Annotated in this window: 25 protein-coding genes; 12 read left to right on the forward strand and 13 right to left on the reverse strand. The window is 68.7% G+C overall.

The window, feature by feature from the left end; translation table 11 throughout:
- The gene (locus AC3WR5_RS13570) at positions 1-1,140 is read left to right on the forward strand and encodes a LacI family DNA-binding transcriptional regulator (RefSeq protein ID WP_492485148.1); all 1,140 of its coding nucleotides are present in this window, start codon (positions 1-3) and stop codon (positions 1,138-1,140) included.
- Between the two features lie 205 nt (positions 1,141-1,345).
- Positions 1,346-4,174, forward strand: a complete 2,829-nt coding sequence (locus tag AC3WR5_RS13575) for an AbfB domain-containing protein (protein ID WP_492485150.1) — start codon at positions 1,346-1,348, stop codon at positions 4,172-4,174.
- 43 nt (positions 4,175-4,217) lie between these two features.
- Here AC3WR5_RS13575 and AC3WR5_RS13580 read toward each other — a convergent pair whose 3' ends face one another.
- From AC3WR5_RS13580 to AC3WR5_RS13590, 3 genes are read right to left on the reverse strand one after another with little or no spacing between them, the layout of a single operon-like run.
- Entirely contained in the window at positions 4,218-4,667 is a 450-nt protein-coding gene (locus AC3WR5_RS13580) for a hypothetical protein (RefSeq protein ID WP_141289424.1), read from the reverse strand.
- Between the two features lie 39 nt (positions 4,668-4,706).
- Positions 4,707-5,204, reverse strand: a complete 498-nt coding sequence (locus tag AC3WR5_RS13585; protein WP_492485152.1) for a hypothetical protein — start codon at positions 5,202-5,204, stop codon at positions 4,707-4,709.
- Positions 5,205-5,261: 57 nt separating this feature from the next.
- Positions 5,262-6,107, reverse strand: coding sequence for a CPBP family intramembrane glutamic endopeptidase (locus tag AC3WR5_RS13590; RefSeq protein WP_492485154.1), 846 nt, complete (start codon positions 6,105-6,107; stop codon positions 5,262-5,264).
- Positions 6,108-6,252: 145 nt separating this feature from the next.
- Here AC3WR5_RS13590 and AC3WR5_RS13595 point away from each other — a divergent pair, with 145 nt between their 5' ends.
- On the forward strand, positions 6,253-8,301 hold the full coding sequence (locus AC3WR5_RS13595; protein WP_492485156.1) for a S46 family peptidase: 2,049 nt from the start codon (positions 6,253-6,255) through the stop codon (positions 8,299-8,301).
- Positions 8,302-8,427: 126 nt separating this feature from the next.
- Here AC3WR5_RS13595 and AC3WR5_RS13600 read toward each other — a convergent pair whose 3' ends face one another.
- Together AC3WR5_RS13600 and AC3WR5_RS13605 are read right to left on the reverse strand one after the other, a co-directional pair.
- A complete protein-coding gene (locus tag AC3WR5_RS13600) occupies positions 8,428-8,613 on the reverse strand; it encodes a CsbD family protein (RefSeq protein ID WP_141290231.1) in 186 nt (61 codons plus the stop codon).
- A gap of 129 nt (positions 8,614-8,742) precedes the next feature.
- The gene (locus AC3WR5_RS13605; protein WP_492485158.1) at positions 8,743-9,189 is read right to left on the reverse strand and encodes a hypothetical protein; all 447 of its coding nucleotides are present in this window, start codon (positions 9,187-9,189) and stop codon (positions 8,743-8,745) included.
- A 471-nt stretch (positions 9,190-9,660) separates the two neighbouring features.
- Between AC3WR5_RS13605 and AC3WR5_RS13610 the strand changes: the two genes are divergently transcribed.
- A complete protein-coding gene (locus tag AC3WR5_RS13610; RefSeq protein ID WP_492485160.1) occupies positions 9,661-10,212 on the forward strand; it encodes a hypothetical protein in 552 nt (183 codons plus the stop codon).
- 10 nt (positions 10,213-10,222) lie between these two features.
- On the opposite strand, the gene AC3WR5_RS13615 is transcribed toward AC3WR5_RS13610, so the two are convergent.
- The gene (locus tag AC3WR5_RS13615) at positions 10,223-10,660 is read right to left on the reverse strand and encodes a nuclear transport factor 2 family protein (RefSeq protein WP_492485162.1); all 438 of its coding nucleotides are present in this window, start codon (positions 10,658-10,660) and stop codon (positions 10,223-10,225) included.
- Positions 10,661-10,699: 39 nt separating this feature from the next.
- Positions 10,700-12,727 carry a 2,4-dienoyl-CoA reductase FMN-binding domain-containing protein gene (locus tag AC3WR5_RS13620; protein ID WP_492485163.1) on the reverse strand — a complete coding sequence of 676 codons (2,028 nt, stop codon included), beginning with the start codon at positions 12,725-12,727 and terminating at the stop codon, positions 10,700-10,702.
- A gap of 131 nt (positions 12,728-12,858) precedes the next feature.
- On the opposite strand from AC3WR5_RS13620, the gene AC3WR5_RS13625 reads away from it, so the two are divergent.
- The 4 genes from AC3WR5_RS13625 (at position 12,859) to AC3WR5_RS13640 (ending at position 14,825) form a co-directional block, all read left to right on the forward strand.
- Positions 12,859-13,407, forward strand: a complete 549-nt coding sequence (locus AC3WR5_RS13625) for a PadR family transcriptional regulator (protein WP_492485165.1) — start codon at positions 12,859-12,861, stop codon at positions 13,405-13,407.
- Positions 13,388-14,086 carry a 3'-5' exonuclease gene (locus AC3WR5_RS13630; RefSeq protein ID WP_492485167.1) on the forward strand — a complete coding sequence of 233 codons (699 nt, stop codon included), beginning with the start codon at positions 13,388-13,390 and terminating at the stop codon, positions 14,084-14,086. The genes AC3WR5_RS13625 and AC3WR5_RS13630 overlap by 20 nt, the downstream gene beginning before the upstream one ends.
- A 241-nt stretch (positions 14,087-14,327) precedes the next feature.
- On the forward strand, positions 14,328-14,651 hold the full coding sequence (locus AC3WR5_RS13635; protein WP_141289279.1) for a hypothetical protein: 324 nt from the start codon (positions 14,328-14,330) through the stop codon (positions 14,649-14,651).
- Between the two features lie 21 nt (positions 14,652-14,672).
- Positions 14,673-14,825, forward strand: coding sequence for a hypothetical protein (locus AC3WR5_RS13640; RefSeq protein WP_492485170.1), 153 nt, complete (start codon positions 14,673-14,675; stop codon positions 14,823-14,825).
- 874 nt (positions 14,826-15,699) lie between these two features.
- Here AC3WR5_RS13640 and AC3WR5_RS13645 read toward each other — a convergent pair.
- Positions 15,700-17,697, reverse strand: coding sequence for a putative bifunctional diguanylate cyclase/phosphodiesterase (locus AC3WR5_RS13645; protein ID WP_492485172.1), 1,998 nt, complete (start codon positions 17,695-17,697; stop codon positions 15,700-15,702).
- A 214-nt stretch (positions 17,698-17,911) separates the two neighbouring features.
- Between AC3WR5_RS13645 and AC3WR5_RS13650 the strand changes: the two genes are divergently transcribed.
- Both AC3WR5_RS13650 and AC3WR5_RS13655 read left to right on the forward strand, forming a co-directional pair.
- A complete protein-coding gene (locus AC3WR5_RS13650) occupies positions 17,912-19,096 on the forward strand; it encodes a carboxylate-amine ligase (protein WP_492485174.1) in 1,185 nt (394 codons plus the stop codon).
- On the forward strand, positions 19,093-20,361 hold the full coding sequence (locus AC3WR5_RS13655; protein ID WP_492485176.1) for a hypothetical protein: 1,269 nt from the start codon (positions 19,093-19,095) through the stop codon (positions 20,359-20,361). Before AC3WR5_RS13650 ends, AC3WR5_RS13655 begins: the two co-directional genes overlap by 4 nt.
- Here the strand turns inward: AC3WR5_RS13655 and AC3WR5_RS13660 are convergent.
- From AC3WR5_RS13660 to AC3WR5_RS13680, 5 genes are all read right to left on the reverse strand, one after another.
- The gene (locus tag AC3WR5_RS13660; RefSeq protein ID WP_259373956.1) at positions 20,333-20,461 is read right to left on the reverse strand and encodes a hypothetical protein; all 129 of its coding nucleotides are present in this window, start codon (positions 20,459-20,461) and stop codon (positions 20,333-20,335) included. The two genes, AC3WR5_RS13655 and AC3WR5_RS13660, sit on opposite strands and share 29 nt — an antisense overlap.
- Before the next feature lie 72 nt (positions 20,462-20,533).
- Complete coding sequence (locus AC3WR5_RS13665) at positions 20,534-22,048, reverse strand: CYTH and CHAD domain-containing protein (protein WP_492485178.1); 1,515 nt, start codon at positions 22,046-22,048, stop codon at positions 20,534-20,536.
- A 99-nt stretch (positions 22,049-22,147) separates the two neighbouring features.
- Positions 22,148-23,143 carry an AraC family transcriptional regulator gene (locus tag AC3WR5_RS13670; RefSeq protein WP_492485180.1) on the reverse strand — a complete coding sequence of 332 codons (996 nt, stop codon included), beginning with the start codon at positions 23,141-23,143 and terminating at the stop codon, positions 22,148-22,150.
- Positions 23,140-23,964, reverse strand: a complete 825-nt coding sequence (locus AC3WR5_RS13675) for an SDR family NAD(P)-dependent oxidoreductase (RefSeq protein WP_492485182.1) — start codon at positions 23,962-23,964, stop codon at positions 23,140-23,142. Before AC3WR5_RS13675 ends, AC3WR5_RS13670 begins: the two co-directional genes overlap by 4 nt.
- A 123-nt stretch (positions 23,965-24,087) precedes the next feature.
- Positions 24,088-24,552 carry a TIGR02594 family protein gene (locus AC3WR5_RS13680; protein ID WP_141290234.1) on the reverse strand — a complete coding sequence of 155 codons (465 nt, stop codon included), beginning with the start codon at positions 24,550-24,552 and terminating at the stop codon, positions 24,088-24,090.
- Between the two features lie 144 nt (positions 24,553-24,696).
- Between AC3WR5_RS13680 and AC3WR5_RS13685 the strand changes: the two genes are divergently transcribed.
- Together AC3WR5_RS13685 and AC3WR5_RS13690 are read left to right on the forward strand one after the other, a co-directional pair.
- The gene (locus AC3WR5_RS13685) at positions 24,697-25,329 is read left to right on the forward strand and encodes a GNAT family N-acetyltransferase (RefSeq protein WP_492485184.1); all 633 of its coding nucleotides are present in this window, start codon (positions 24,697-24,699) and stop codon (positions 25,327-25,329) included.
- Entirely contained in the window at positions 25,326-25,928 is a 603-nt protein-coding gene (locus AC3WR5_RS13690; RefSeq protein ID WP_492485186.1) for an ABC transporter ATP-binding protein, read from the forward strand. The genes AC3WR5_RS13685 and AC3WR5_RS13690 overlap by 4 nt, the downstream gene beginning before the upstream one ends.
- The last annotated feature ends 3 nt before the right edge of the window (positions 25,929-25,931 follow it).

The raw sequence follows: 25,931 nt of genomic DNA on the forward strand, positions 1-25,931 counted from the left end.
ATGCCAGCCAAAGCCGCCCGCGCTGGCGCGCCCCGTCCCGAAACGCCTGCCAGGCGCGGTGCCGCCAGGCGCGTCACGATGACCGATGTCGCGACGCAGGCCGGCGTGTCGCAGTCCACCGTCTCGCTGGTGCTCAACGGCATGACCGGCACGCAGCTCGCCGAGGAAACCCGGGCCCGTGTGGCTCGCGTGGCTGCCGAGCTGGGCTACCAGTTGCCTGAGCGCAAGCCCGAGCGGCGGGCCGCTGCGGCCAGGCGCGTGCCGGCGAGCGCGGGGGCCGGAGCCGGGCTGATCCTCTACCTGGTCGACGAGGTCTCGACCAGTCCGCATGCGGCGCTGTCCATCGACGGTGCGAAGGACGAGGCCTGGCGCCAGGGCGCGCTGGTCTGCGTGTTCGCCACGCGCTCGAGCAGCGCGGTCGAGGCCGCGGTGCTGGCCACCATGCTGGCCAACCCGCAGCTGCTGGGCGTCGTCTACTCGACCATCTTCACCCGCGCGGTGACGCTGCCGGCGCCGCTGGCCGGCGTGCCCACGGTGCTGCTGAACTGCCACCCGGTGGACGAGGGCACGCCGCCGGCGGCGCTGACGATCTCGTCGGTCGAACCCTCAGAGGTGACCGGCGGCCAGGTGGCGACCGAATGCCTGATCGATGCCGGCCACCGCCGCATTGGTTTCATCAACGGCGAGCCGTGGATGGACGCCGCGCACGACCGCCTGCTGGGCTACCGCCGCGCGCTGGCCAGTGCCGACATTGCCTTCGACCGCAAGCTGGTGCGCGAGGGCGACTGGCACGTCGCCTCCGGCCACGAGTGCACGCTGCTGCTGATGCGCCAGGAGCCGCCGCCCACGGCGATCTTCTGCGCCAACGACCTGATGGCCGTGGGCTGCCTGGAGGCGCTGCACGAGCTGGGCCTGCGCGTGCCGCAAGACGTCTCGGTGATGGGCTACGACGACCAGGAGATTGCCCGCCACACCAAGCCGGCGCTGAGCACGCTGGTGCTGCCGGACTACGAGATGGGCCGGCTGGCGGTGGAAATGCTGCTGGCCGAAGTGGCAGACCCGGCGCGCCGCAAGCGCCGGCACAAGGTCGAAGGCAGCCTGGTGGCACGCGCCACTGTGGCGCCGCCCAAGCCGCGTTGATCGGCTGACTGCCGGCGCGTGCCCGTTGCCGCGCGGGTCATGCCAATGCCTCTGGCCGCAGCTCGCTGCCGGCAAACCGCCACATACCAACGCTTACATCGTTTCGCTGGTGTCGCCATCGCCCGTTTACTAATAATCTGAGTATTAGCAAATTATTAGTGACGACCGCATGGGGCGAGTCGTCCGGCACACGACAGGAGACAAGATGGACCTGAGATTGAGACACTGGCTGGCCGCCTTGACGCTGCCGCTGCTGGCCGCCGGTTGCGGTGGCGGAGCAGGCGACGACGAGGATGCCGCTGCCGCCGATGCGTCGCGCATGCAGGCGCTGGCGGCCAAGACCGCTTCTGCGCCACAGGCGCCCACTGCACGCCTCACCACGCCGTGGACCGACGCCGCGCAGCAGGCCGAGGTTCCGCTGCCCGAATACCCGCGTCCGCAGGTCGCGCGGACCGACTGGCTGAACCTCAACGGCAGCTGGAGCTATACCGGCGGCGCCGCCGCGCCCGATGCCGACAACCCGCCCGCCACCGCGCCGGCCTTCCCGGCCCAGCCCGAGCAGATCCGCGTGCCGTACCCGGTGGAGTCCTACCTCTCCGGCATCCAGCGCATGAACGAGCGCAACCTCTGGTACCGCCGCAGCTTCACGGTGCCGGCCGGCTGGGCCGGCAAGCACGTGAAGCTGAACTTCGGCGCGGTGGACCGCAAGGCCACCGTCTACGTCAACGGCCAGCAGGTCGGCCAGCACAGCGGCGGCTACGACGCCTTCAGCTTCGACATCACGCCCTACCTGAAGAGCGGCGACAACGAACTGGTGGTCGGCGCCTTCGACCCGACCACCGGCGACGACATGCTGGGCAAGCAGACGCTGAACCCCGGTGGCATCTTCTACACACCCACTTCCGGCATCTGGCAGACGGTGTGGCTGGAGCCGGTAACCAAGGCCCACATCACCCGGCTGGACATGACGCCGGACCTGCCGAACAAGCAGCTGCGCATCATCGTGCGCGGCGACAACCTGGACGGCCTGGTGGTGGATGCCGTGGCGTCCTCCGGCGGCAAGAAGGTCGGCACTGGCAGCGGCGTGGGCGACGTTGAATTCACCGTGCCGGTGCCCAACGCACACCTGTGGTCGCCCAGCGATCCTTTCCTCTACGACCTGAAGGTGCGGCTGCGCAAGAAGGCCGGCGCCAAGGTGCATGACGAGGTCAGCAGCTACTTCGGCATGCGCTCGATCAGCATCGGCACCGTGGACGGCGTGCCACGGCCGCTGCTCAACGGCCAGTACGTCTTCCAGTACGGCCCGCTGGACCAGGGCTTCTGGCCCGACGGGCTCTACACCGCGCCGACCGACGACGCACTGAAGTCCGACCTGCAGGCCATCAAGGACCTCGGCATGAACATGGTGCGCAAGCACATCAAGGTCGAGCCGCAGCGCTGGTTCTACTGGGCCGACAAGCTGGGCCTGATGGTCTGGCAGGACATGCCACACGCCTGGGACGCCGAAAGCAATGCCGACGTGCAGGCTCGCGTGAAGGCCGAGGACAAGGAGATCGTCGACGAGCACCGCTCTTCACCGGCCGTCGTCACCTGGGTCATCTTCAACGAAAGCTGGGGCGACTTCGACATGGTGGGCATGGCCAACATGTTCAAGGCCTGGGACCCGAGCCGGCTGATCAACACCCACTCGGGCATCAACTTCGCCCCAGGCGATTCGGGTGCCGGCGACCTGATCGACCTGCACGACTACCCCGGCCCGTCTGCCCCGGCCTGGCAAGCCAACCGGATCTCGGTGCTGGGCGAGTTCGGTGGCAACGGCCTGCGCGTGGACGGCCACATGTGGAACCCGGATTCGACCTGCTGCTACAACCTCTATCCAGACTCGGCGACGCTGACCAATGTCTACGCGGCTCAGGTCGACAGCCTGCGGGAGCTCTCGGCGTCCAAGGGCCTGAGTGCGGCGGTCTACACCGAGATCTCCGACGTGGAGGACGAGCTCAACGGCTTCCTGACCTATGACCGCCAGGTCCAGAAAATGGACTTCGCGCGCGTCAAGGCAGCGCACCAGGCGCTGATCGCCGGCGTGCCTTACCTGCGCAAGGGCAGCTCGTACTCGTTCAGAACCGTGAGCCCCGGCGTGACCGACCGCTACCTGCGCCATGGCGACAGTGGCCTGGGCGTGACCGACGTGGTCAACGCCGGCAGCCCCGCCGGCCTGAAGCAGGACAGTTCCTGGAAGGTGGTCAACGGACTGGCCGACAGCAGCTGCCTGTCCTTCGAGGCGGTGAACCTGCCCGGCCAGTTCCTGCGCCACGCGGCTGACCGCTTGCGCATCGACGCCAGCGACAACAGCGAAGGCTTCCGCGGCGACGCGACCTTCTGTCCGCGCAAGGCGCTCAATGGCGGCGGCGGGCTGTCGCTGGAGTCCAAGAACCTGCCGGGGCAGTACCTGCGGCACATGAATGCCGAGCTCTGGCTGAATGCCTTCGAGGACAGCAGCAGCTTCCGCGCCGATGCCTCCTGGGCGCAGGCCACCGGCTGGTGGCGCAGCAGCGTGCTGATCAATCCGGGCGACATGCATTCGCTGCGGGTGCTGACGCCTGGCTACGACAACCGCTACGTGCGGCACCAGGACGGGCTGGCCTTCACCGAAGTGGTGGCTGCCGACAGCAGCGACACGCTGAAGCTGGACGCGACCTGGCACATCGTGACCGGCCTGGCCGATGGCAGCTGCTACTCGTTCGAGTCCCGCAACTTCCCTGGCGAGTACCTGCGCCACAGCAACTCGCGCGTGCGCCGCGATCCGCTGGAGGACTCGGACCTCTACCGCGCCGATGCGACCTTCTGCGCCGAAGGCACGCCGGACGGCAGCAGCGGCACGCGCTTCTCGGCCAGCAACTTCCCGAACCGCTACCTGCGCCACTACGCTGCCGAAGTCTGGATTGCTGACGGCACCGGTGGCAGCGACTGGAACACCTCGGGCAGCTACCTGAACGACACGCGCTGGGCGGTGGAGAACGCCTGGGCGCCTTGATGTCGGCCCGGTTCATCCCGGGCGTTCTTGGCTCAGCCGGGCGTCACTGCCAGCCGAAGTGCTGGCGGATCAGCTGGGCCGAGCTGTTGACCGGCTGGTGCAGCACATTGGGAAACTGCGCCACGCCGCTCTTCAGGTCCAGCCGCAGCGGATGGGCGCCCAGCACCGCGACCTTGCTGATCTTCCAGCCAGCGCTGCGGAATGCCGCGAGGTAGGCCTGCGCATCCGGCAGCCGTTCGCTGTCATGCGGATGGGCTTCGGGCCACAGCGAAAACGCCACCTGCTGGCAGCGGCTGCGCGCCACCTCGTTGATGAACTCGGCTGGATCGGTGCGCGAGTCCTGCAGCGCGGCCACCCGCACATACAGCTTGACCTGGCCGCCGCCGTGCAGCGCGATGTCGCGCACGTTGCGGTTGAAACAGCCGGTCAGGCAGCGCAGCAGCGTGGCCTTGCGGGTGTGGGGATTACCGACCAGCACATGGGCTTCCACCATCCGCGAGGCTCCTTCAAGAGGTGATCAGGATCGGGTGCATCAGAACTGGGTCCATTTGCCGGGGGTCATGCCCTTCACGGCACGACCCGAGCCTTCGCAGGTCTTGCGCAGGCCTTCCAGCCCGCCGGCGCCTGCATCGGCCAGGTAGTAGTGGCGCGAAATCACCACGTCGCCGCCCGGCGTCGTCACGTCGCATTTGGCCAGCGCACCCGGAGCGCAACTGGCCAGCATCGTGACCTTGGGCGGCACCGCGCCTTCGAAGGGCGCATGGCTGGCCTGTTCGCACCAGCTCTTGCCGACCTGCGCGGCCATGGCGCCGCCGCTGAAGCTGGCGCATTCGTGGATCTGGATCGGCTTGGGCGCGATGGGCGGCATGGCCGGCAGCGAGCCCTGCTGGTCGCAGGCCATCACCGGTGCCGGCTCGGCGGCCCGTGCGCTGCCGAGGCAGGCGATCAGGCCGGCCATCAAGCTGGCCATCAGGCTGGCGCCAGCGAGGAAGCGCTGGGAAAACATGGGGAACGAAGGGCGGGTGGTCATCGGGCGAATGTCTTTCAAGGTCCTGGGAATGCGGCGAGGCCGCAGCCTCGGACCATGCTAGCCAACATCGCGAGCAGGAGCCGTGCCCGGTGGTGACAGCAGCCGCACCAGCCAGCGCAGGCCCACCCCCATCAGGATCAAGGACAGCACCCACCAGCCCATGCCGATGTCGCCATCGCTGCCGGGCGGCGGTGGCGTGCTGTCGCTGGCCAGCCAGGTGATCAAGCTGTTGTAGGCGATGTGCAGCAGCAGCCCGGGGCCGACCGAGCGGGTGCGCTCGTACAACCAGCCGGTCAACACGCCCAGCAGCAGGCCGACCATGAACTGGTAGATGTTCAGGTGCGCCACGCCAAACAGCACGGCCGAGCCGACGATGGCCGGCCAGGCGGCGTACTGCGCCAGGAAGCTGCGCAGGATCACGCCGCGGTACAGCAGCTCTTCGAGCACCGGGGCGATCAGGCAGGCCGTCAGCACGGTGGACAGCGAGGTGTCGCTCATGCGCTTGAACAATTCGGTGTCGTGGCTGGACAGCGGCACCAGGCGGACCAGGATGTCGTCCAGCGTCGAGATGCCCATGACCAGCCCCGGCGTCATCAGCAGCAGCGGTGCCGCGGTGACGCCCAGCGTGGCCATCGCCGAGCTCGGGCCGGCATGGAACAGCGCGCCGTAGCCAATGCCCTTGCGGTACAGCAGCACGCTGAACAGCAGCCCGTAGGACAGGATCAGCACCAGCGCCGTGACCTCAGGCTCCGCCAGCCCGAGGTCCTGGCTGGCGCCGTACAAGGCCTCGCCGATCAGGGCCTGCAGCAGCATCAGCACCAGCATCAACCAGACCGCACCGACGGCCGACGGAAAGCGCGCATCCCGCTCGGGCGGCGGTTCCAGCGGGGCGGGCGGGGGCAAGGGTTCAGGCATGAGGATGTGCCAAGCTTATCCGCATCCGGCGCCCGGCGTAGACTGACCGTTTGACCGCTGCCACAGTCTTTTGCGCATGACCAGCCGACTTCTTGCTGCCCATTCGTTGCCTCGCCGCTCTCTTTCAACCCGCTTGCTGCCTGCCGCCGTCGCTTCGTTGCTGGCGCTGGCCAGCCTGGCCGCCGCTGCCGACGAAGGCATGTGGACTTTCGACAGTCCGCCGCTGGCGGCGATCCAGCAGCAGCATGGTGTGGCGCTCAGTGCCCGCTGGCTGCAGCAACTGCAGAAGGCGGCGGTCAACTTCGGCGGGGCCTCGGCCTCTTTCGTGTCGTCGCAAGGCCTGGTGCTGACCAACCACCATGTGGCGCGCGGCTGCATCGCCCGGCTCTCCACACCCGAGCGCGACCTGGACGGCCACGGCTTCCTGGCGCGCACGCAGGCCGAGGAACTGCGCTGCCCGGGCACGGTGCTGAAGGTGTTGCAATCCAGCGACGACGTGAGCGACAGCCTGCGCCTGGCCACCTCTGCCGCGGCCGACGACGACGCGACCCGCAACCAGTCCCGCAAGCGCGTCATTGCCAAGCTGGAGCGCGACTGCCAGCAAAACACCCGGCTGCATTGCCAGGTGGTGGCGCTTTATGGCGGCGCGCGCTACGCGCTGTACCGCTACAAGGAATGGGACGACGTGCGCCTGGTCTTCGCGCCGGATGCCCAGGCCGCCAACTTCGGCGGCGACGACGACAACTTCGTCTATCCGCGCTTTGCACTGGATTTCGCGCTGGCACGCGTTTATGAAAACGGCAAGCCCGCCAAGCCCAGCGGCGTGCTGAAGCTGGCCAGCAAGCCGCTGGCCGAGGGCGACCTGGTCTTCGTTGCCGGCCACCCCGGCAGCACCGACCGGCTGCGCACGCAGGCCCAGCTGCGCTTTGCCCGTGACGTGGACTACCCTCGCACGCTGGCCCGCCTGGAAGCCCAGCAGGCGCTGCTGCACGCGTACGCCAAGCGCTCGCCCGAGGCCGCGCGCCAGGCGGCGGACGCGATTGCCGGCGTCGAAAACCGCCTGAAGGCCAAACGCGGCGAATACGCGGCCCTGCGCGACCCGGAGGTGATGGCCCGCAAGGAGGCCGAAGAAGCCCGGCTGCGCGCTGCCTGGACCCAGCGCAACCTGCCCGGCGACCCGTGGGCCCTGGTCGAAGCCAGCGTCGCCCGCCATGCCGAACGCTTCGATGAACTGACCGCCACCGAATACACCTACGGCAGCCTGCTGTCGCTGGCCGGCCTGCTGGTGGACCTGGCCCAGCAGCGCCCGCTGCCTGAGGACCAGCGCCTGGCCGCCTGGCGCGACAGCGAGCTGGTGCAGAACGAGCGCAAGCTGCGCGCCAAGGCGCCGTTCTACCCCGAGCTGGAAACCGTGCGCTTGGCCTGGGCGCTGGGCGAGGCGAAGAAGGTGCTGGGCGACAGCCATCCCTTCGTGGCCACTGCCCTGGGCAGCGACACGCCCGAGGCCGCCGCCCAGCGCCTGGTGCGCGGCACCCAGCTGGCCGACCCAGCCGTGCGCGAATCGCTGATGCGTGGCGGCCAGGCGGCGATCGAAGCTTCGACCGACCCGATGATCGTGCTGGCTCGCACGCTGGCGCCGCAGAGGCTGGCGCTGGCCCACTTCAAGGAAGAAGCGCTGGACACCCCGGCCGAAAAGGCTGCCGCGATGATCGGCCAGGCCCGCTACGCATTGGGCGGCGCCAACGTCCCGCCGGACGCCACCGGCACGCTGCGCCTGTCCTACGGCACGGTCAAGGGCTACAGCGAACGCGGCATCCGCACCCCGTGGAAGACCACCTGGTCCGGCCTGCTGGACCGCGCCGACAGCTTCGACGACCGCATGCCCTTCACGCTGTCCACTCCGGTGGCCACGGCCCGGGCCAAGCTCAACCCCCGCACTGCGCTGAACTTCGTCAGCACCGCGGACATCATCGGCGGCAACTCCGGCTCGCCCGTGGTCAACGCCAAGGGCGAACTCGTCGGCCTGATCTTCGACGGCAACCTCGCCTCGCTCGGCGGCCGCTACCTCTACCGTGACGAATCGGCCCGCGCCGTGGCGGTCCACATCGATGCCATCCTGCAGGCGCTGGAGACGGTGTATGGCGCGCCGCTGCTGGCGAAGGAAATTCGCGGCGGCAGGTAGCACAGGGCCACAGGGCCCAAGGCAACAGGGCCCCCACGCCAATGGCCTGGGGGCCCTGTGCTCGCCGCGGGGGCGAGTCCGTCAGGCGCCGGCCGAGGGCCAGCGAATGCGGGTCAGGTCAATCGCTCAGATGCGATCGATCGCGTCCTTGACCTTTTCCTTGGCGTCGCCAACGGTGGCCTGGGTCTTGCCGGCAACCTGGTCCACGCGGCCTTCGTTCTTCAGGCGATCATTGCCCACGGCCTTGCCGGCGGCTTCCTTGATCTTGCCCTTGACGTCTTCGACACGGCCTTGCACTTGGTCCTTGTTCATGATGATCTCCTTTGAGTCGGCGCCGCGGGGTTCGCAGCGCATGGGCTCACTGTGCCGCCGAGGCCGCGAGGCGTCTGTCGTCCCTGGTCTTGCGTGTCTGTAGGCCTGGTCTGGTGCTGGTGAGCTGTCTCAGCTTCCCGCGATGAAGCGGTCCACGCGCGCAGCTTCGGCCACCAGGTCGGCCCGGCCGTCCAGCAGGTCCACCGGCCGGCGATGGCGCAGCCAGGCGTTGGGCGAGGCGAACCACTGGGTCCGGCCCCAGCCGTCCAGTGCCCTGGGCAGCTCGGCCAGGATGCGCTGCACTTCGGGTCGCAGGGAAATGCCGCCGGCGCTGAACTGGAACATCGGCAGCCAGGTCCAGCCTGACCAGTCGAAGCGGACCAGCTCGGCGCTGCCGGCAACGGCAGGCCTCAGCTGGGTTTCCCGTGCCAGGCCGCCGGAGTGCCGGTAGGCGGACAGCAGCGCGACGAACTGGCTGTCCTCGCAAGTGCCGCTGGCGTCTTCCAGCTGCAGGGCCGGCCGCGGCCTGGGGACGGGCAGCGGCGCGCCGCCGAAAGCCAGCAAGGCGTTTGGCATGGCACTCGGAACGTTGACAGCAAGCGATGAGGCGATCACGGCGGGCTCCTGCAATCCAGTCGGTGGGCAGGCCCATGATCGGCGCCGCGCGGCCGGCGCGCACCCCTCAGGCTGCGGGGTGAGAGGCCCTACTTTTGGCTGAGGCCGAAAAACAGGGCCTGCAGGCGTGAAGCCTGCAGGCCAGCGGCAAATGCGCAGGCGCGACCGGGCGTCTTCGTGGTCATGGCGCCCTGGTCACGCTCCCTCTCACATGCCTCCTGGCCTGCGCGATGACGTAGCAGGGCACTCGCGACCTGCCGTCCTGCGCAAGATCGGCCAGGTGCGGTGCAGCATTGAGCTTTGTTACAGCGATGCCGGGGCCTGGTAGGCCATCGCCCAAGGTGCCGACGCGGTCAAGTCCTACGCAGCGGGGGCGGGCGCGGCGCGCATCCTGCTGGGACCGCGCCTTGGCGCCAACAGGAGCAGTCGCCCATGAACAAGATTTCCTTCAAGTCCCATCGCCCGGTCACCCAGGCTGCTGCGGCAGCGCTTGCCTTCGGCGCCTTGGTGGCAATGGCGCCGTTGGCCGGAGCGGCCGGCGCGCCGCCCACGCTGCGGCCAGATGGCGTCGGCCCGGTGCGCGTGGGCATGGACACCTTCCAGATTCGCGCCGCGCTCGGCGAGAAGACCGTCAAGCTGCCCGACAACGCGCCGGACGCGCAATGCTTCTACCTGCGCGCCCAGCAATACCCCGAGCTGCGCTTCCTGATGGAAGGCGGCACGCTGCGCCGCATCGACACACGTGAGCCCGGCATGAGCACCGCAGACGGCATTCGCCGAGGCGACACGCTGGCCAAAGTGCAGGCGCTGTATGGCGAACGCCTGAAGACCGAATCCAGCAAGACCGGCGGCGGCAAGGACTGGACGCTGACCGTGCAGGACCCGGACGGCGTGCACGCCACCCGCTTCGAGACCCGCGACGGCTACGTCGAGCACATCGTGGCCGGTTTCACCGAGCAGGTGGAGAACCTGGGCTGCGTTTGACAGCCTGAGTTCAGCGCGGCGCCTTGAAGGCCGGCATGTGCTGGCCCAGCCGCGCGCCCATCTCGGCGCCCAGCGCCTGGAGTGCACTCGCAGGGCGCACCATCACCTCGAACTCGGTGATCAGGCCTTCTGCGTTGAAGCGGATCAGGTCCACGCCCTTGAGCTGCCTGTCGCCCACGCGGGCGCTGAATTCGAGCGTCACGTCCAGCCCGTCGTCGCTGGCGAACTGGCGGTGGTATTCGAAGTCCTCGAAGACCTGCACCACCGTGCGCAGCACCAGCTTCAGCGCCGGTGCGCCGGCATAAGGCTGGTGCGCCATCGGCGAGCGGAACACCGCCTGCGGGTGCACGATCTCGTCCAGCCCGCTCAGGTCCTGGGCCGCAATCATGCGGTGCCAATGTGCCAGCGAGCGGGCGGCTGCGGCTTGCAGATGGGTGGGGGCTGTCATCGCTTGTCTCCTGTTGGATTGAAATGCCTCAAAGTGCGCTCAAAGGGCGGCGCCGAGTTGCGTGCCCTGCAGGATGGCGCGTTTGGCGTCCAACTCGGCCGCCACGTCGGCACCGCCGATCAGGTGCGGCGTGACGCCGCGCGCCTGCAGCGCCGGCAGCAGCTCGCGCTGCGGCTCCTGGCCGGCGCAGATCACCACGTGGTCCACCGGCAGCAGGCGCGGTTCGCCGTCCATGCGCAGGTGCAGGCCCTCGTCGTCGATGCGCTCGTACTGCACACCCGCCGCCATCTCCACGCCGCGCGCCTTCAGCCCGGCGCGGTGGATCCAGCCGGTGGTCTTGCCCAGTTGCTCGCCCACCTTGCTGGCCTTGCGCTGCAGCAGGTGGACCTGGTGCGCAGGCACAGGCACCTGCGGTGCCTTCAGGCCGCCGGGCCGCGAGTAGGCGGTGTCCACGCCCCATTCGGCAAGGAAGCGCTGTGGCGACGGGGCTTCGCCGTCGCCTTCGTGCACCAGGTATTCGGCCACGTCGAAGCCGATGCCGCCCGCGCCGATCACCGCGACCCGCTTGCCAACCGGCACATGGTCGCGCAACACGTCCAGGTAGCCCAGCGCCTTCGGATGGTCCAGCCCGGCGATGTCCGGCACCCGCGGCGTCACGCCGGTCGCCAGCACCACCTCGTCGAAGCCGCCCGCAGCCAGCTGCGCTGCGCTCACGCGGGTGTCCAGCTTCAGCGCCACGTCCTGCAGTTCGATCTGGCGACGGAAGTAGCGCAGCGTCTCGTGGAACTCCTCCTTGCCCGGTACCTGCTTGGCGATGTTGAACTGCCCGCCAATCTCCGGCCCGGCCTCGAACAGCGTGACCGCATGGCCGCGCTCGGCCGCGGTGACGGCGCAGGCCAGCCCGGCCGGCCCGGCGCCGACGATGGCGATGCGCTTCGGCGCTGCCGTCGGCGTGACGATCAGCTCGGTCTCGTGGCAGGCACGCGGGTTGACCAGGCAGGAGGTGATCTTGCCGCCGAAGGTGTGGTCCAGGCAGGCCTGGTTGCAGCCGATGCAGGTGTTGATCTCGTCGGCCCGGCCCTCGCGCGCCTTGCGCACGAAATGCGGGTCGGCCAGCAGCGGGCGGGCCATCGAGACCATGTTGCAGAAGCCGTCGGCCAGCAGCTGTTCGGCCACTTCCGGCGTGTTGATGCGGTTGGTCGCCACCAGCGGGATGTTGACCTGGCCCATCAGCCGCTGCGTGACCCAGGCAAACGCGGCTCGCGGCACCTTGGTGGCGATGGTCGGCACACGGGCCTCGTGCCAGCCGATGCCGGTGTTCAGGATCGTGGCGCCGGCCGCCTCGATGGCCTTGGCAAGCTGGATGACTTGGTCCAGCGACGAGCCGCCTTCGACCAGGTCCAGCATCGAGAGCCGGTAGACGATGATGAAGTTGGCGCCGACCCGTTCGCGCACGCGGCGCACGATCTCCACCGGGAAGCGCATGCGGCGCTCGTAGCTGCCGCCCCATTCGTCGCCGCGCTGGTTGGTGCAGGCGGCGACGAACTCGTTGATCAGGTAGCCCTCGCTGCCCATGATCTCCACGCCGTCGTAGCCGGCGTGCTGGGCCAGCGCCGCGCAGCGCACGAAGTCGTCAATCGTTTCGGTCACTTCCTCGCTGCTCAGCGCATGCGGCGTGAATGAATTGATCGGCGCCCGCAACGCGCTGGGTGCGACCAGCGTCGGGTGGTAGGCATAGCGCCCGAAATGCAGGATTTGCATCGCGATGCGCCCGCCTGCGGCATGCACCGCTCGCGTGACGAGTCGGTGCTTCTCGGCTTCCTCTTCGGTGGTGAGCATCGAGCCACCGCGCATCGGGCGGCCTCGTTCGTTCGGCGCAATGCCGCCGGTCACCATCAGCCCCACCTCGCCGCGCGCCCGCTCGGCATAAAACGCTGCCATGCGCTCGAATCCCTGTGGCGCTTCCTCCAGGCCCACGTGCATCGAGCCCATCAGCACGCGGTTGCGCAGCGAGGTGAAGCCCAGTTCCAGGGGCTGAAGCAGGTGAGGGTAGGCGGTGGTGGTCATGGGTGGCGGCTTTATGCAACGGGTTGCAAACTCGATGGACCGCAATGTAGTGCGCCGCGCCTTTCAATGCAACTGGTTGCATAAATTTGCCAGTTCCGTAGATCGGGCGCCGCTTCGGGCAAGATGTCGCCATGTCCCTGCCGCATGCCTTGTTGACCGCGCTGGCCGAGCGCCCCTGCTCGGGCCTGGAACTCGCCCGCCGGTTCGACCGCTCCATCGGCTACTTCTGGCACGCCACGCACCAGCAGATCTACCGCGAACTCGGCCGGCTGGAAGAAGCCGGCTGGGTGTTGTCCACCGCAGTCGCCCAGAGCCGCGGTCGCAAGCGCAACTACAAGCTGTTGCCCGCCGGCAAGCGCGAACTCAAGCGCTGGGTCGCCGAGCCGGAAGACCCGAAACCCCAGCGCGACGAGCTGATGGTCAAGCTGCGCGCCGAAGCCGCCGTCGGCCCGGCCGGGCTGGCGCCCGAGCTGCGCCGCCGCCTGGCGCTGCACGAGCAGAAGCTGGCGCTGTACCTGCAGATCGAGGCGGCCGACTTTGCCGAGCCGGATGCCAGCCGCGAGACGCAGCTGCAGCACCTGGTGCTGCAGGCCGGCATTGCGCACGAGCGCCAGTGGATCGCCTTGAGCCAGCGTGCCTTGGCCTTGCTGGAGGTCAAGCGTGAAGAACAAGCTTCCTGAAGCCGCACCCACAGCCGGCCCGCCAGCCGAGCGATGCAACAAGCCGCCGGTGCAGATGCAGGTGCCCAGGCCCTCAAAAGAGGAGATTGCGCTGCTGCCGCCCTACCAGGCGCTGCCGCTGAGCCGCATCCTGCTGGTCACCGAGGCCTCGCACCTGGCCTTTGTGGCGGCGGAGGTTGCGCGCGCCGGCATGGTGGGTTTCGACACCGAATCCAAGCCCATCTTCGGCGCAGGCCTGAAGTCCGACGGCCCGCACGTCATCCAGATCGCCACCCTGGACCACGCCTTCATCTTCCAGACCTTCCGCCGCGACACGCTGGCCGTGCTGCAAGAGATCCTGGAGTCGCCACACATCCTGAAGGTCGGCTTCGGCCTGAACTCGGACCGTGGGCCGCTGCACGAGAAGCTGGGCATCGAACTGCAAAACTGCATCGACGTCGCCCGCGCATTCCGCCCGCTGGGCCATCGAGAGGCCGTCGGCGTGAAAACCGCAGTCGCCATCGCCCTCGGCCAGCGCCTGCAAAAGTCCAGGAAGGCCACGACCTCCAACTGGGCGTTGCCGCAACTGGCACCTCGTCAATTGCAATATGCGGCAGACGATGCGCATGCGGCGCTGGCGGTGTTCATGGCGCTGGGGTGCCCGCAGAACCAGCCCGTGCGCGAAGCGAAGATTGAATAGGCGGCTCGGCAGCGGACGGGCGAGCACGACGGCCGGTCCTGAACCGATCGCCCGGTCAGGCGGCAGTGCGCGGCTTTTCGAGCAACTTGGCCACGTCGTCCGCGGTCTTCTGTTTGAAGTCCAGCCCGCCCAAGGCGGCGATGCTGCCGTCGCATGGTTGCACTCAGGCATCGCCCAAAGTGCGCGGCATGTGGCTCAATCGCAGTGCGCCGAATTCGTTTGACCTATCAGGAGGTTCAACATGCAAAACGTCTACCTGCCACTGCAATTGCCACTGCAGATGGCTCCATCCAGTCTGAGCCAGTCGATACTGCCGAATTGGTCGTTCAATCTGTTCAATGTCAACGTTGGCGCGTCTTCAAATGCCGCCGTCGAGCAAGAGGCACTGCAAACGGTGGGTAGCTACGGCAAGCAGATCGGCCACTTGGCTGAAGCCCTGGAGGTCGTCATTGGCCAGCTCAAGCTGCTCGAAGACCGGGCCCTTTCCCAGAAGGACAAGGATTCCCTTCGGATTTTCCTTGGCGATATCTCGGCCATCAGGAAGATCAAGACATCGTACGCATAGTCGTCTGGTTGGGTGAATGACATGAAGGCCGAGTACGACCTGTCGAAGATGAAGTCGCGTCGCAATCCGTATGCGTCGAAGCTGAAAAGGCCGGTCACACTGCGCCTCTCGCAGGACGTGGTGGGGTACCTCAAAGGTGTGGCTGCGAAGCTGGCACGCCTTCTCGGAGCCTGACCAATCTCTATCCCAGGGATCGCCTTGCCTAGAACCGCAAGATCGAGATCAGGTGGCCGGGCGCAGCGATGCGAGGCACGGCTGGATTCTTGGGACTCGGTTCGGGTTCGGTCAGGCGCTCGCGTCGATCTGCTCGACGCATCGGTGGTTCAAGCCAGCCTCGGCGGATGCCCTTTCGCTGAAATTTTGACTTCATGAATAAAAAACGTCTTGCCACTGCATCGGCCGCCTGGGGCCTCGCTATGTTTGTGGTCTATTGGTTCATGGCTGGATCGAAGGCGAACGCCCTTCTCCTGGCACTGGTGTTCTTGCTGTGCATGGTGGGCGGTGCTGTTTGGGGTGTCGGGATATACGCATTCAACAAACTGATCGTTCGCTATTCCGGACTACACGGGCAGCAGACCCGGCGAGCAATACAAACGCCCGCGCAGCGCAGACTTCAATTTGCTTCCATCGGGTTCAGCGTCCTGCCGGTGTTGTATGGGGTGTTCAACGACCCATTTCTTTGGCCGGCGCTGGCCGCTGCAGTGGGCCCTTCGCTCACCATGCTTCCGTTGGCTTCACGACCCGCGAGTTCGAGCCAAGTATGGGTTCGCTGTGGATGCGGCTTTCTATTGGGATTTATAGCCGCAGTCGCCACGCATTGGCTTGTAGTTGGGGGGGCGATCGGTATCTCTTCGTTGAAGCCGTGCGTGATTGCAGCGTTGTGCGCTGGGTCCTGGTCTTTCTCGTACGTGCTTTCCGCCAGAGCACGATCTGTCTAAGGTGCGCTCACCTCGGATCGACAACCCGGTTGCTGTCGCGTCGCCTGCGTGCACTAGCGTCGCTGTTCGGCTCCGCCGAGCTGGGTCGCTGACCCATTCACGGCTGGTGGTTACGCCTCCGTGTTCACCGCCTCAACCTTGCGGTGATCCAGCGCCTCCGCCGGCCCCGGCCGGCCCAGCAGGTAGCCCTGCAACTCATCGCACCCCAGGCTCTGCAGCATCGCCATCTGCGGCTCGGTTTCGACGCCTTCGGCGTTGACGCGCATGCCCATTGCGTGGGCGAGGGAGACGATGGAGCGGACGATGAGGGCGACCTTGGCGTCGTGGACCAGGCTGCTGGTGAAGGCGCGGTCGATCTTGATCTTGTCGAAGGGGAAGCGCCAGAGGTAGGCGAGGCTGGAGTAGCCGGTGCCGAAATCGTCCATCGCGATGCGCACGCCCATGGCCGACAGCCCGCCCAGCGTGCGCAGCACTTCGTCGGTGCCGCTCATCAGCAGGGATTCGGTGATCTCCAGTTCCAGCCGGGCTGCGGACAGGCCGGCCACTTCCAGTGCCCGCTCGACGACGCGCACCAAGTCGTGCGTGGGCCGGAACTGCGCAGCCGAGAGGTTCACGGCCACGTGCAGCGGTGCCGGCCAGTTGGCGGCTTCGAGGCAGGCGCGTTGCAGGGCCCAGGCGCCCAGCGCCTCGATCTGGCCGGTCTGCTCGGCCAGTGGAATGAATTCGGCCGGCGGCACCATGCCGCGCTGCGGATGGCGCCAGCGCATCAGCGCTTCGTAGCCGAGCAGCGTTGTGCCGTCATTGGCCCACAGCGGCTGGTAGTGCAGCGACAGGTGGCCGTCTGCGAGTGCCGAGCGCAGGTCCTGCGCCAGCGAGCGGCGCTCGGCCAGCTCGCGGTCCAGCGCGGGGTCGTAGAAGCTGAAACAGTTGCGGCCGCCGGTCTTGGCGCGGTACATGGCGACGTCGGCCTTGTGCAGCAGTTCGTCCACCGCCTGGGCGTCCACGCCAAAGCGCGCTGCGCCGACGCTGGCGCCGCAGAGCACCGTGTGGCCGCTGAGCTCGAAGGGCAGGGCGATGGCATCGACCACGCGCTGGGCCAGCCGGCCCACGTCTTCCGGGCTGTTGACGGCGCTTTGCAGGATCGCGAATTCGTCGCCGCCCAGCCGGGCCACCAGGTCGCCATGGCGGACCAGCGCTGCCAGCCGCGCGGCGGCCTGGCGCAGCACTTCGTCGCCCGCGGCATGGCCACGTGCATCGTTGATTTCCTTGAAGTGGTCCAGGTCGATGCACAGCACCGCAAAGCCCGCCCCGCCCTTGCCATGGCGCCAGCCGGCCTGTTCCAGCGCCTGCTGGAAGCTGGCCCGGTTCAGTGCGCCGGAGAGCGGGTCGTGTTCGGCCAGGTAGCGCATGCGCTGCTGGGTGCGGCGGCGTTCGGCCAGGCGCTGCCAGGCCTGCGCGCCCATCGCGCCGCCTATGGCCAGCAGCAGCGCCACGACGATGGCCGAGACCTTGGCAAACGCGGCGCGGATGCGGGCCGCATGCCCGGTCTGGTCCACATAGACCTCGACCACGCCCAGCACCCGGTCGCCTGCCATCACCGGCACATAGGCTTCGCTGTAGACCGGTGGGTGGGCGGTTTCGCCTGCCCCTGGCGCATCGTCGTCATCTTCGTCATCGGCACCGTGCAGCTCGATGAAATTGCGTCCGCCCAGCACGATGGCGCTGACGTGCGTGTTCGGATGTTCCTGGCCCAGCGCCTGGCCGCCCTGGCCCACGCGGGGTTCCTGCGCCGCGAGGTCTTCCGAGCTCAGCAGCGCCCGGCCATCGCGGTCGAACAGCTGGAAGCGGAACACGTCGCCCATGCGACGCAGCCGGCGCAGCTCGGTGAGGGTTTCGGGTTCCAGGCTGCCTTGGTCGAACAGCAGGTTCAGCTTGGGCACGGCCCCGGCGATGAAGCCGGCATATTGCAGCGCGGCATGTTCGGCTTCGTCGATCAGCAGGCGCCCAGCGGTGCGGCTCATCAGCATGGCTGCGCCGCCGATCGCGGCGACAAAGGCGACGGACCAGATCAGCGCACGAAGGACTCGGGACGACAGCAGGGATTTCATGGGCATTGCAACGCACCGCGGTGACCTGGTTGGCCGCTGGCACTGTGACGCTATCGGCTGCCGCGGACAGGGCTTGAGTGCGCTGCTGCCATGCGCGGGATGCGTGGCTTCCTTTATCGCGGGCCAGCGGCACTGCAGCACAATTCGCGGCGGCCGAGCCGGCCTTTCACGAAAACCGGAAGTCGTTGAATGTTTCACAACTGGGTGGTAGCGCATGGCGCTTGACCACGAACCCGGGCGGGTCATGCCGGCCGGGGCGATCACGCTGGGGGTCGAGGAAGAGCTGCAGGTGGTCGGGCCCGACGGCGGGCTGGCGGCGCACGACGTGGCGAGCGGCCAGCGCGATTTCCCGGAGCCGCTGGGCAGCTCCTGCGGCGAGATCCACCGCTGCGTGCTGGAAATGCAGACGCCCGTCTGCGGCTCGCCGGACGAGATCGTGGCCGCGCTGGCGGTGCTGCGGCAGACGGCGGCGGCACGTGCCCGGGCCCAGGGCCAGCGCGTGCTGGCCGCGGCCCTGCACCCGTTTTCGCGCTGGCAGGCCCAGGCGCTGCACGAGGACCCGCTGCACCATCCGCACTACGTGCACCTGCTGCAGGAATACGGCGACATTGCCCGCAGCGCGATGTCGTTTGCGCTGCATGTGCACCTGGGCGTCGGCCAACCCGAGTGGCGCATGCCGGTGATGAACCGGTTGCGCCACGTGCTGCCCGAGCTGCTGGCGCTGTCGGCCAGCGCGCCGCTGTTCGAGGGGCGGGACACCGGGCTGCAGACCTGGCGCCACAGCCTGCTGGGCCGCTATCCGCGCATGGGCGTGCCCGAGGTCTGGGCCAGCGAGGCCGACTACTGGGCCCATGTGCGGCGGCTGCAGGCGGTGGGCAGCGTGGAGCAGGGCCACGGCCTGTGGGAAGACCTGCGCATTCATCATCGCTACGCCACGCTGGAAGTGCGCGTGTGCGACGCGGTGCACGGGCTGGACCGGGTCTGGCTGATCGTGGCGCTGCTGCAGGCCGAGGTGGCCACGCTGCAGGCCGAGCTGGCGGCGGGGCAGTGCGCGCCGCCGCTGCCGCGCGCGCTGATCGAGGACAACAAATGGCGCGCCCGCCGCCACGGCCAGCAGGCCCGGTTGGTGGACTGGCGCAGCGAGGAGCCGCTGCCCTTTGCGCAGGGCATGGCGCGCTGGCTGGCCCGCCTGGCGCCCGCTGCCGCAGCGCTGGGCTTCGGCCGGCGCCTGCCGCTGGTCATGGCTGAGGCACTGCGTCAGGGCACGCCGGCCGACCAGCAGCGCCACTGGCTGGCCGAAGCCGGCGGCGAGCTGCCGGCCCTGGTGGACAGGCTGGTGCACGAGACTGCGCAGCCGCTGTCGCCCTGGCTGCTGGCCGAACCCGGAGGTGCCGCATGACGCCCATGCAGCGCCTGGACGCGGTCTTCGATTCGCCGCCAGCCGGCCAGCGCGAGCGCCTGCAGGCCGCCTGGCTGGCCAGCGGCCTGGCCGATGCGCGTGCGCCGCTGCCCTTGCACAGCATGGGCGAAGCGCCGCTGGTGATGTCCGAGCGCCTGAACGCCGAGCTCGGCCAGCGGCTGCGCGGGTTGTGCAGCTGGCTGCAAGCGCGGGTGGAGGCCGGCGCCTGGGCCGATGACGCGCAATGGCCAGGCATCACCCGGCCCGACGTGCTGGCGGCCGACCTGGCCGTGGTGCAGGCGCCGGGCGCGCCCGGTGGCTGGGCATTGCGCTGGGTCGAGTTCCAGGCCTTCCATTCGGTGACGGTGACGGCCCAGGCGCTGCACCTGGCCTGGCAGGCGTTGCATCCCGGGCTGTTGCAAGGCCTGCAGCCGCACGAGCTGCCGGCCGGGCAGGCGAGCTGGCACCAGGCCATGCATGACTGGCTGGCACCACTGCCCGGCGGCGTGCTGCTGGAGCATGCGCCGCTGGCCCAGACCACGGCGTTTGACCTGCTGCCGACTGCGGCGCTGCTGGGCCTGACGCTGGCCGAGCCGCATCAGCTGCGCAGCGAACAAGGTGTGCTGCAGCGCCAGGTGGGCGATGAATGGGTGGACGTGCCGCAGGTGCTGAACCGGTTGATCCTGCACGAGGACCCGCAGGGCGAGGCCACGGCGCGGCTGCTGGCCCAGGCCCGCGCGGTGCGCTGGCGGGGCCATCCGGCCTGGTTTGACCGCATCCACAAGGGTTTGTTGCCCCAGCTGCCGCTGCCGGCCGAGGAGCGCTGCGCGCCGCTGGCGCAGTGGCGAGCCTTGGGCCGGCCGGCGCAGGCGCTGGTGCTGAAGTCGGCGCGCTCCTGGGGTGGCACCGGCGTGCGGCTGCAGGTGGATGCGGCCGAGCTGGATGCGCTGGCTGCCACGGTGGACGCGCCGCACTGGATCGTGCAGCCGCGCTACCAGGCTTTCCCGTTGGCCACCGCTCGTGATGGCGCGCCGCTGTACGGCGAGCTGCGCTGCATGCTGGCGCTGCCGCCCGACGGGCCGCCGTGGATTGCGGCGCGGCTGGCGCGCCTGAGCCGGGGCGGCATGGCCTCGGCGCGCAGCTGGTCCGGTCTGCCTGGCGAGGGGCTGGCGCCGGTGTACGCGCCGCCCGGCTCGCCAAGGACTTTCCAGGCGGACAACCGTCCGCCTCACGCCTTCAAGGCTTCTTGCGTTCCTTCGGAATGATGGGCACGGCCGGTGGCGGTGCCACGGTGCCGGAAGGCTTGGGCGCCGGCGCGTCTTTCTTCGGCTTCTTGGTTTCCTTGTTGCTGCGCTGGGATTTCATGGGCTTTCCTCAAAGGTCTAAGTTCGCTCATCATGCCCTGGGTCTGGCCGGTTTCTGGCGCGGGCGCTGATTTCAGCGCCCGTGACGACGCCGCAGCCGGCCGTGCCAGAAGGGCCTGGCCTTGCCGGCCTGGGTCAAGGCCTCTTGCGCCGCCCGCACAGCCTCGGCATGGCCGGCGCTGAGCCAGCCGACGGCGAACCAGGCCTCCGGTTGCGCCGCCGCCGCTTCGCGGTAGGCGGCTTGCGCTGCCATCTGGTCGGTCAGCCTGCCCAGGCAGTCCTGGGCGGGTGCCAGCACTTCGAAGTAACGGCTGACCTCTGAGCGGCGGAACAGCGGCGCGGTGAATTCGGCCAGGTAGCGCAGGCGCTTGAGCCGCTTGCGGGCGCGGTGCTGGTGTTCGGGCGGCAGTGTCCCGAAATGCTTGGCGTCGCGGCGCAGCTGGCGTTGCAGCTGGTCCAGCCGCTCGGCCAGCACGGGCAGCGGCGGGCCGTCGCAGGCCTCGGGGGTGACCGGTGGCGCCTGCATCGCCAGTGCCTGCGCGGCCAGCAGCACCTGCTGGAAATCGCTGGCCTGCAGCAGCGAAGGCAGCGGCGGGTCCTCGCTTGGCGGCTGCAGGCGACTCAGCAGCGGCGCACTCGCAGCGATCAAGGCCTCGCGGATTTGTGTCTCCAGCACTTGCTGGTCGCGCAGCCGGCCCAGCGCGCCGAAGACGCCGGCCAGTGGCGCTTCCCAGCCGGGATCCAGCCCGGCGTCCAGCGGCGCCATTTCGCGCAGCACGGTGCGCAACCGGCGCAGCCCCACGCGCAGCTGGTGCACATGGTCCGGGTCGCCTGCGCCGTTTCCGTCGCGGCCCGCCAATGCGCTGAGGTTGGGCAGCACTTGTGCCAGGCAGGCCGCGACGGCGGCGCGCGCGAAGGCCGCGGCGCCGAGTTTTTCGTCAAGCTCAGGCGGCTGCGCCTTGACCGGCGGCGCGCTGGTTTTGCCCAGCGACAGCCAGTGCCCGCGCTCGGCCTTGGAGACGCTGTCCAGCCACAGGCCGTGCTGGGCGACCCAGTCGGCCGCCAGCGCGAACAGCCCGGCCAGCGGCCCGGCCTTCCACTCGAATTCGATCTCCCACAGGGCATGGCGGGCCGGGCCTGCCTGCAGCTCGCCCCGGTCCAGCGCCGCTTCGACGACCAGGCCGCCAGGCCCTTTCATCAAACGCACTTCGCGCGTCACGTCGGTGCGGAAGACTTCGACCAATGTGGTGTGCTTTGCCGGCGCCAAGGCCTTCAGCAAGCGCTGGTGCGCGGGCGTTCCGGCGTGGCGCGCGGGGTCTGGCGCTGGCATGGCCTCGGCGGTGCCAAGCGCCACGTTGTCTTCCAGCCGCAGCGGGCCGTGGCCGCTGCCGGCCTTCAGCGTCTGCACCCAGCCGCCGGGTTCGTGGCGCAGCCGCAGGGCCATGCCGTGGCGGGCCAGCAGCCGGTCTTCGGTGTCGAAGTAGACGGCGAGCAGCCGCTGCTCGGCGACGTGGCCGCGCCGGAAGGCCTGTTGCAGCCCGCGCCGCCGGGCTTCGGGCACCTGGAACTTCAGTTCGATCTCATGCATGCGGGCTGGCCGGCAAGTGGGGTGCCGGCCAGCGGCCAAGTATGGCCGCGTTTGCCAGGCGTCGTTTGCGCCATCGCATGCAGGCGCCGCGCGGGCAGCTCAATGGACCTGCGTTCTGAAAGCACTCGGCGACACGCCCTTCCAGCCCTGGTACGCCCGGATGAAGGAGTTGGGTTCCTGGAAACCCAGCAGGAAGGAGATCTCCCCCAGCGACAGTTTCGATTGCTTCAGGTAGTGGTCGGCCAGTTCGGTGCGGGTGGCCGCCAGGATGTCCTGGAAGCCCTCGGCTTCGGCGGTCAACTTGCGCTGCAAGGTCCGCTTGCTCACCGCCAGCCGGTCGGCCACCGCCTCGATGCTGGCCTCGCCACTGGGCAGCGCCTCCAGCAGCACTGCGCGAACCCGCTGCGCGGTGCTGGCGCTGGCGTCCAGGTCGGCGAGTTTCTGGTTCAGCCTGCCTTCGAAGAAGTCCCACATCGCGGCGTTGAAGGTCAGGAAGGGCTTGGCGGCGTCGGCCGCCGAGAAGTGGATTTCGGTTTGATCGGCCCGGCGCAATGCACAACCAAAGTAGGCGGCATAGGGCGCGACATCCAGTGGCAACTCCGCCAGCTGGACGACCCGCGGCACGATGCGCTCGCGCGTGCCGAAGCGGATCAGCTGGCAGAAGAACACCAGCTCGGTCAGGCTGAGCGAGCGCGGCATTTGGCCTTCGGCGCCATAGCAGGCCAGGCTCAGGCGGGTGAGGTCCCGGCCCTGGTCCACGTCCAGCAGCAGCGGGCCGATCAAGGGCTTGTAGCTGCTCAGGCGCCTGGCGGCCACGTTGAAGTTCGGGCTGCAGAGGCTGGCAAAGATCGGCGCGTCAAAGGCTTCGGCCTTGAAATGCTCGGCCAGCAGCAAGCCCACCTCGCGGTCGCCCGCAGCCCGCTCGATGCCGTGCCAGAAGCGAAAGTATTCGGCCGGAGACAAGGCAGCGTCGCCGCGATGGAGCAGGTCGGCCGGCAGCCCCGCGTGGGCCAGCACGGCGGCAGGATCGATCCGCATGTCGCTCAGCATCAGCTTCCAGCTGCTGGCGACGACGAACCGGCTGGCGCGTTTCATCGCGTGCCGCCTGAGCGCAGCCCGGCGGGCATGTCATTTCCCTTCTCCATTGCCTGGCGGGACATCTTGAGCACCACCTTGCGCGGCAGCAGCGGCACGATCCAGTTCAGCATGAACCGCAGCCGGCCCTCGTTGAACGCGACCAGTTCGCCGCGCAGCATCGCATCGTAGCCAAACTGCGCCACCGATTGCGCGGACTTCGCCTGTTTCCACAGGTCCACGCCTTCGAGGTTGCCGGCAGCCACGAAGCCGGTGGCCACGGCACCGGGGCACAGCGCGGTGGCCGTCACGCCATGGGCGGCCACCTCTTCGGCAATCGCCTGGGTGAACGAGGTCACATAGGCCTTGGTGGCGTAGTACACCGCCTGCAGCGGGCCGGGCATGAATGAGGCGGTGGACGACACGTTGAGGATGCGGCCGCGCTGGCGCTGGACCATGCCCTTGAGGAATGCGTGTGTCAGCTCGGTCAGCGCGGCCATGTTGACCTGCATCATCGCTTGCGCGTCGGCCAGGCGCTGTTCGTGGAACAGGCCGTGGCCGCCAAAGCCGGCGTTGTTGACCAGCACATCGATCACCAGGCCCTGGGCCTGCGTCTGCTCGAAGATGCGTTGCGCCGCACCTGGCTTGGCGAGGTCTTCGGCGATCACGGTCGCCGAGATGCCGTGCGCGGCCTCCAACGCCAGTTTCAGCGCGTCGAGCTTGTCGCGGGACCTTGCGACCAGCACCAGGTCGCCGCCTTGCCGTGCATGGATCTTCGCGAGTTCCAGCCCGATGCCGCTGGATGCGCCGGTGATCAGCGCGGTGTTGGATGGCTTGTTCATGATGTCCTCAAGGAGTGGGTTTCGATGAGGTGATCGTAGGAATTCGGATCGCGCCACGCACTGGCAAACGACGACAGCCTGCCATCCGATCGTGCCATCACGCATCGCGTCCACGCTTGGCATTCAGGCGTCCGGCAGCGGGCAGCCTTCTGGCCAACGATAGGCCAGCACCGTGTCGACGGGGTAGCTGTGCGCTCGTACGGCGCCGAGCTGGTTGCCACCCAGCAGCCACACCTCGCGGTCGTCGTGCGCCAGGTAGAAGCCCACGTGGCCCTTCCAGCTGGCCGGGTCTTCGCGCCACAGCACCGCGATGCAGCCAGGCACCGGCTGCGCGAGCGCCACGCCCCAGTCCAGCCACGAGCGCGCCAGCGCCGAGCCGGTGCCGCGCAAGCCGGCTTGCGCCAGTGTCCAGTGCAGGAAGGAGCTGCACCACGAGACCTTGTCGTCGTAGCCTTCGATGTTGGTGCCGGCGTGGTACGCGGTGATGCGCGGGTTGGACTGGCCCGCTGGCGCGGCGCACACGCCCAGTTCGGCGCGGGCGGCCGTCAGCCAGGCGGGTTCTGGCGAGGAGGGAGCAATGAGCGGCATCGGTTCGGGCTTGCCCGACGCCAGGCGGTCACTGGCGCCGCAGCGGGATCTGCAGGTGGGTGGGCCGATTCTCTTCCTTGTCGAAGCCGCGGCCGTCGGTGTGGCGTGCGCCCCCGAACAGCAGGTCGCCGCCGCTTGTGGAGAATGCAGAAGCGGGCGAAGCCGCCGCTTCGCCGCTTCTTGCACCCAGGTTGCACCGTGAACCTTCCGAACTCGCCATTCCTTCTCCGGCCCTTCGTGGCCGCCGACGCGCCCGCGTTCACCGCTGCCGTCCGCGAATCCACCGCCACCGTCGGCCGGTGGATGCCCTGGGCGCATGCGGGCTATGCGGACGCCGACGCGCTGACCTGGTTTGCGCACTGCGAGCAGGTGCGGGCAGACGGCTCGGGCCACGAGTTCGGCATCTTCGACGCTGCATCCGGCACGCTGGTCGGCGGCTGCGGGTTGAACCAGTTCAACACCGTCAACGGCTTCTGCAACCTGGGCTACTGGGTCCGCGAGTCGTGGCAGCGGCGCGGCGCCGCTTCCGCCGCCGTCCGGGCCCTGTCGCGCTTCGCGTTTGACGAGCTGCACCTGGGCCGCGTGGAGATCGTTGTTGCCGAGGACAACGCGCCCAGCCTGGCGGTGGCGGAACGCGCCGGCGCGCTGCGGGAATGCCTGGCGCGCAACCGGCTCAAGCTGAACGGGCGGTTTGCGAACGCGTTTGTGTTGTCGCTGGTGCCGGGCGCTCCCAACACAATCGGCGGCCCCTTGTCGCGGAACACAGCTTTGACATGAACCCAGTCCTGCTCCAGGCCGAACAGCTTGGTTTTTCCATTGCCGGCCAGCCGCTGTTGAAGTCGCTGGACTTCGCCATCCGCCCCGGTCTGAGCCTGGTGCGCGGCGGCGATGGGCGTGGCAAGACGACGCTGCTGCGCCTGCTGGCCGGTGAGCTTCAGCCCGGCAGCGGCCGCCTGCACCGCCAGGTCAGGGGCCTGAGCTTCGAGCGCCCGGCAGACGAGGTGCACGACCCGGTGCCGGCCCGCGCCTGGCTGGCCGCGCGGCACGAAGTGTTCGCTGCAAGCTGGCAAGCCGCGCTGGCCGACGCCCTGGTCGCGGACTTCGGCCTGGCCGAGCACCTGGACAAGCCGATGCACATGCTGTCCACCGGCAGCCGCCGCAAGGTCGGCCTGGTGGCCGCCGCAGCCAGTGGCGCGCAGCTGACCTTGCTGGACACGCCGTTTGCAGCGCTGGACGCCCGCTCCAGCCGCCGCCTGGTGGCGCTGCTGGCCGAAGCGGCCACCGACACCCGGCGCGCCTGGGTGCTGGCCGACTACGCGCTCCCTGCGGCACTGGCCGACCTGCCGCTGGCGGCGCTGGTCGACCTGGGCGATTGAGCT

The organism is Ideonella sp. FW305-24, from assembly GCF_058788035.1.

Bases quoted from the DNA above. Each gene is read 5' to 3' on its own strand.
- AC3WR5_RS13570 (WP_492485148.1), top strand. From the start codon at position 1: ATGCCAGCCAAAGCCGCCCGCGCTGGCGCGCCCCGTCCCGAAACGCCT.
- AC3WR5_RS13575 (WP_492485150.1), top strand. From the start codon at position 1,346: ATGGACCTGAGATTGAGACACTGGCTGGCCGCCTTGACGCTGCCGCTG.
- AC3WR5_RS13580 (WP_141289424.1), bottom strand. From the start codon at position 4,667: ATGGTGGAAGCCCATGTGCTGGTCGGTAATCCCCACACCCGCAAGGCC.
- AC3WR5_RS13585 (WP_492485152.1), bottom strand. From the start codon at position 5,204: ATGACCACCCGCCCTTCGTTCCCCATGTTTTCCCAGCGCTTCCTCGCT.
- AC3WR5_RS13600 (WP_141290231.1), bottom strand. From the start codon at position 8,613: ATGAACAAGGACCAAGTGCAAGGCCGTGTCGAAGACGTCAAGGGCAAG.
- AC3WR5_RS13605 (WP_492485158.1), bottom strand. From the start codon at position 9,189: ATGCCAAACGCCTTGCTGGCTTTCGGCGGCGCGCCGCTGCCCGTCCCC.
- AC3WR5_RS13610 (WP_492485160.1), top strand. From the start codon at position 9,661: ATGAACAAGATTTCCTTCAAGTCCCATCGCCCGGTCACCCAGGCTGCT.
- AC3WR5_RS13615 (WP_492485162.1), bottom strand. From the start codon at position 10,660: ATGACAGCCCCCACCCATCTGCAAGCCGCAGCCGCCCGCTCGCTGGCA.
- AC3WR5_RS13620 (WP_492485163.1), bottom strand. From the start codon at position 12,727: ATGACCACCACCGCCTACCCTCACCTGCTTCAGCCCCTGGAACTGGGC.
- AC3WR5_RS13625 (WP_492485165.1), top strand. From the start codon at position 12,859: ATGTCCCTGCCGCATGCCTTGTTGACCGCGCTGGCCGAGCGCCCCTGC.
- AC3WR5_RS13635 (WP_141289279.1), top strand. From the start codon at position 14,328: ATGCAAAACGTCTACCTGCCACTGCAATTGCCACTGCAGATGGCTCCA.
- AC3WR5_RS13640 (WP_492485170.1), top strand. From the start codon at position 14,673: ATGAAGGCCGAGTACGACCTGTCGAAGATGAAGTCGCGTCGCAATCCG.
- AC3WR5_RS13645 (WP_492485172.1), bottom strand. From the start codon at position 17,697: ATGAAATCCCTGCTGTCGTCCCGAGTCCTTCGTGCGCTGATCTGGTCC.
- AC3WR5_RS13650 (WP_492485174.1), top strand. From the start codon at position 17,912: ATGGCGCTTGACCACGAACCCGGGCGGGTCATGCCGGCCGGGGCGATC.
- AC3WR5_RS13655 (WP_492485176.1), top strand. From the start codon at position 19,093: ATGACGCCCATGCAGCGCCTGGACGCGGTCTTCGATTCGCCGCCAGCC.
- AC3WR5_RS13660 (WP_259373956.1), bottom strand. From the start codon at position 20,461: ATGAAATCCCAGCGCAGCAACAAGGAAACCAAGAAGCCGAAGAAAGAC.
- AC3WR5_RS13665 (WP_492485178.1), bottom strand. From the start codon at position 22,048: ATGCATGAGATCGAACTGAAGTTCCAGGTGCCCGAAGCCCGGCGGCGC.
- AC3WR5_RS13670 (WP_492485180.1), bottom strand. From the start codon at position 23,143: ATGAAACGCGCCAGCCGGTTCGTCGTCGCCAGCAGCTGGAAGCTGATG.
- AC3WR5_RS13675 (WP_492485182.1), bottom strand. From the start codon at position 23,964: ATGAACAAGCCATCCAACACCGCGCTGATCACCGGCGCATCCAGCGGC.
- AC3WR5_RS13680 (WP_141290234.1), bottom strand. From the start codon at position 24,552: ATGCCGCTCATTGCTCCCTCCTCGCCAGAACCCGCCTGGCTGACGGCC.
- AC3WR5_RS13685 (WP_492485184.1), top strand. From the start codon at position 24,697: ATGCAGAAGCGGGCGAAGCCGCCGCTTCGCCGCTTCTTGCACCCAGGT.
- AC3WR5_RS13690 (WP_492485186.1), top strand. From the start codon at position 25,326: ATGAACCCAGTCCTGCTCCAGGCCGAACAGCTTGGTTTTTCCATTGCC.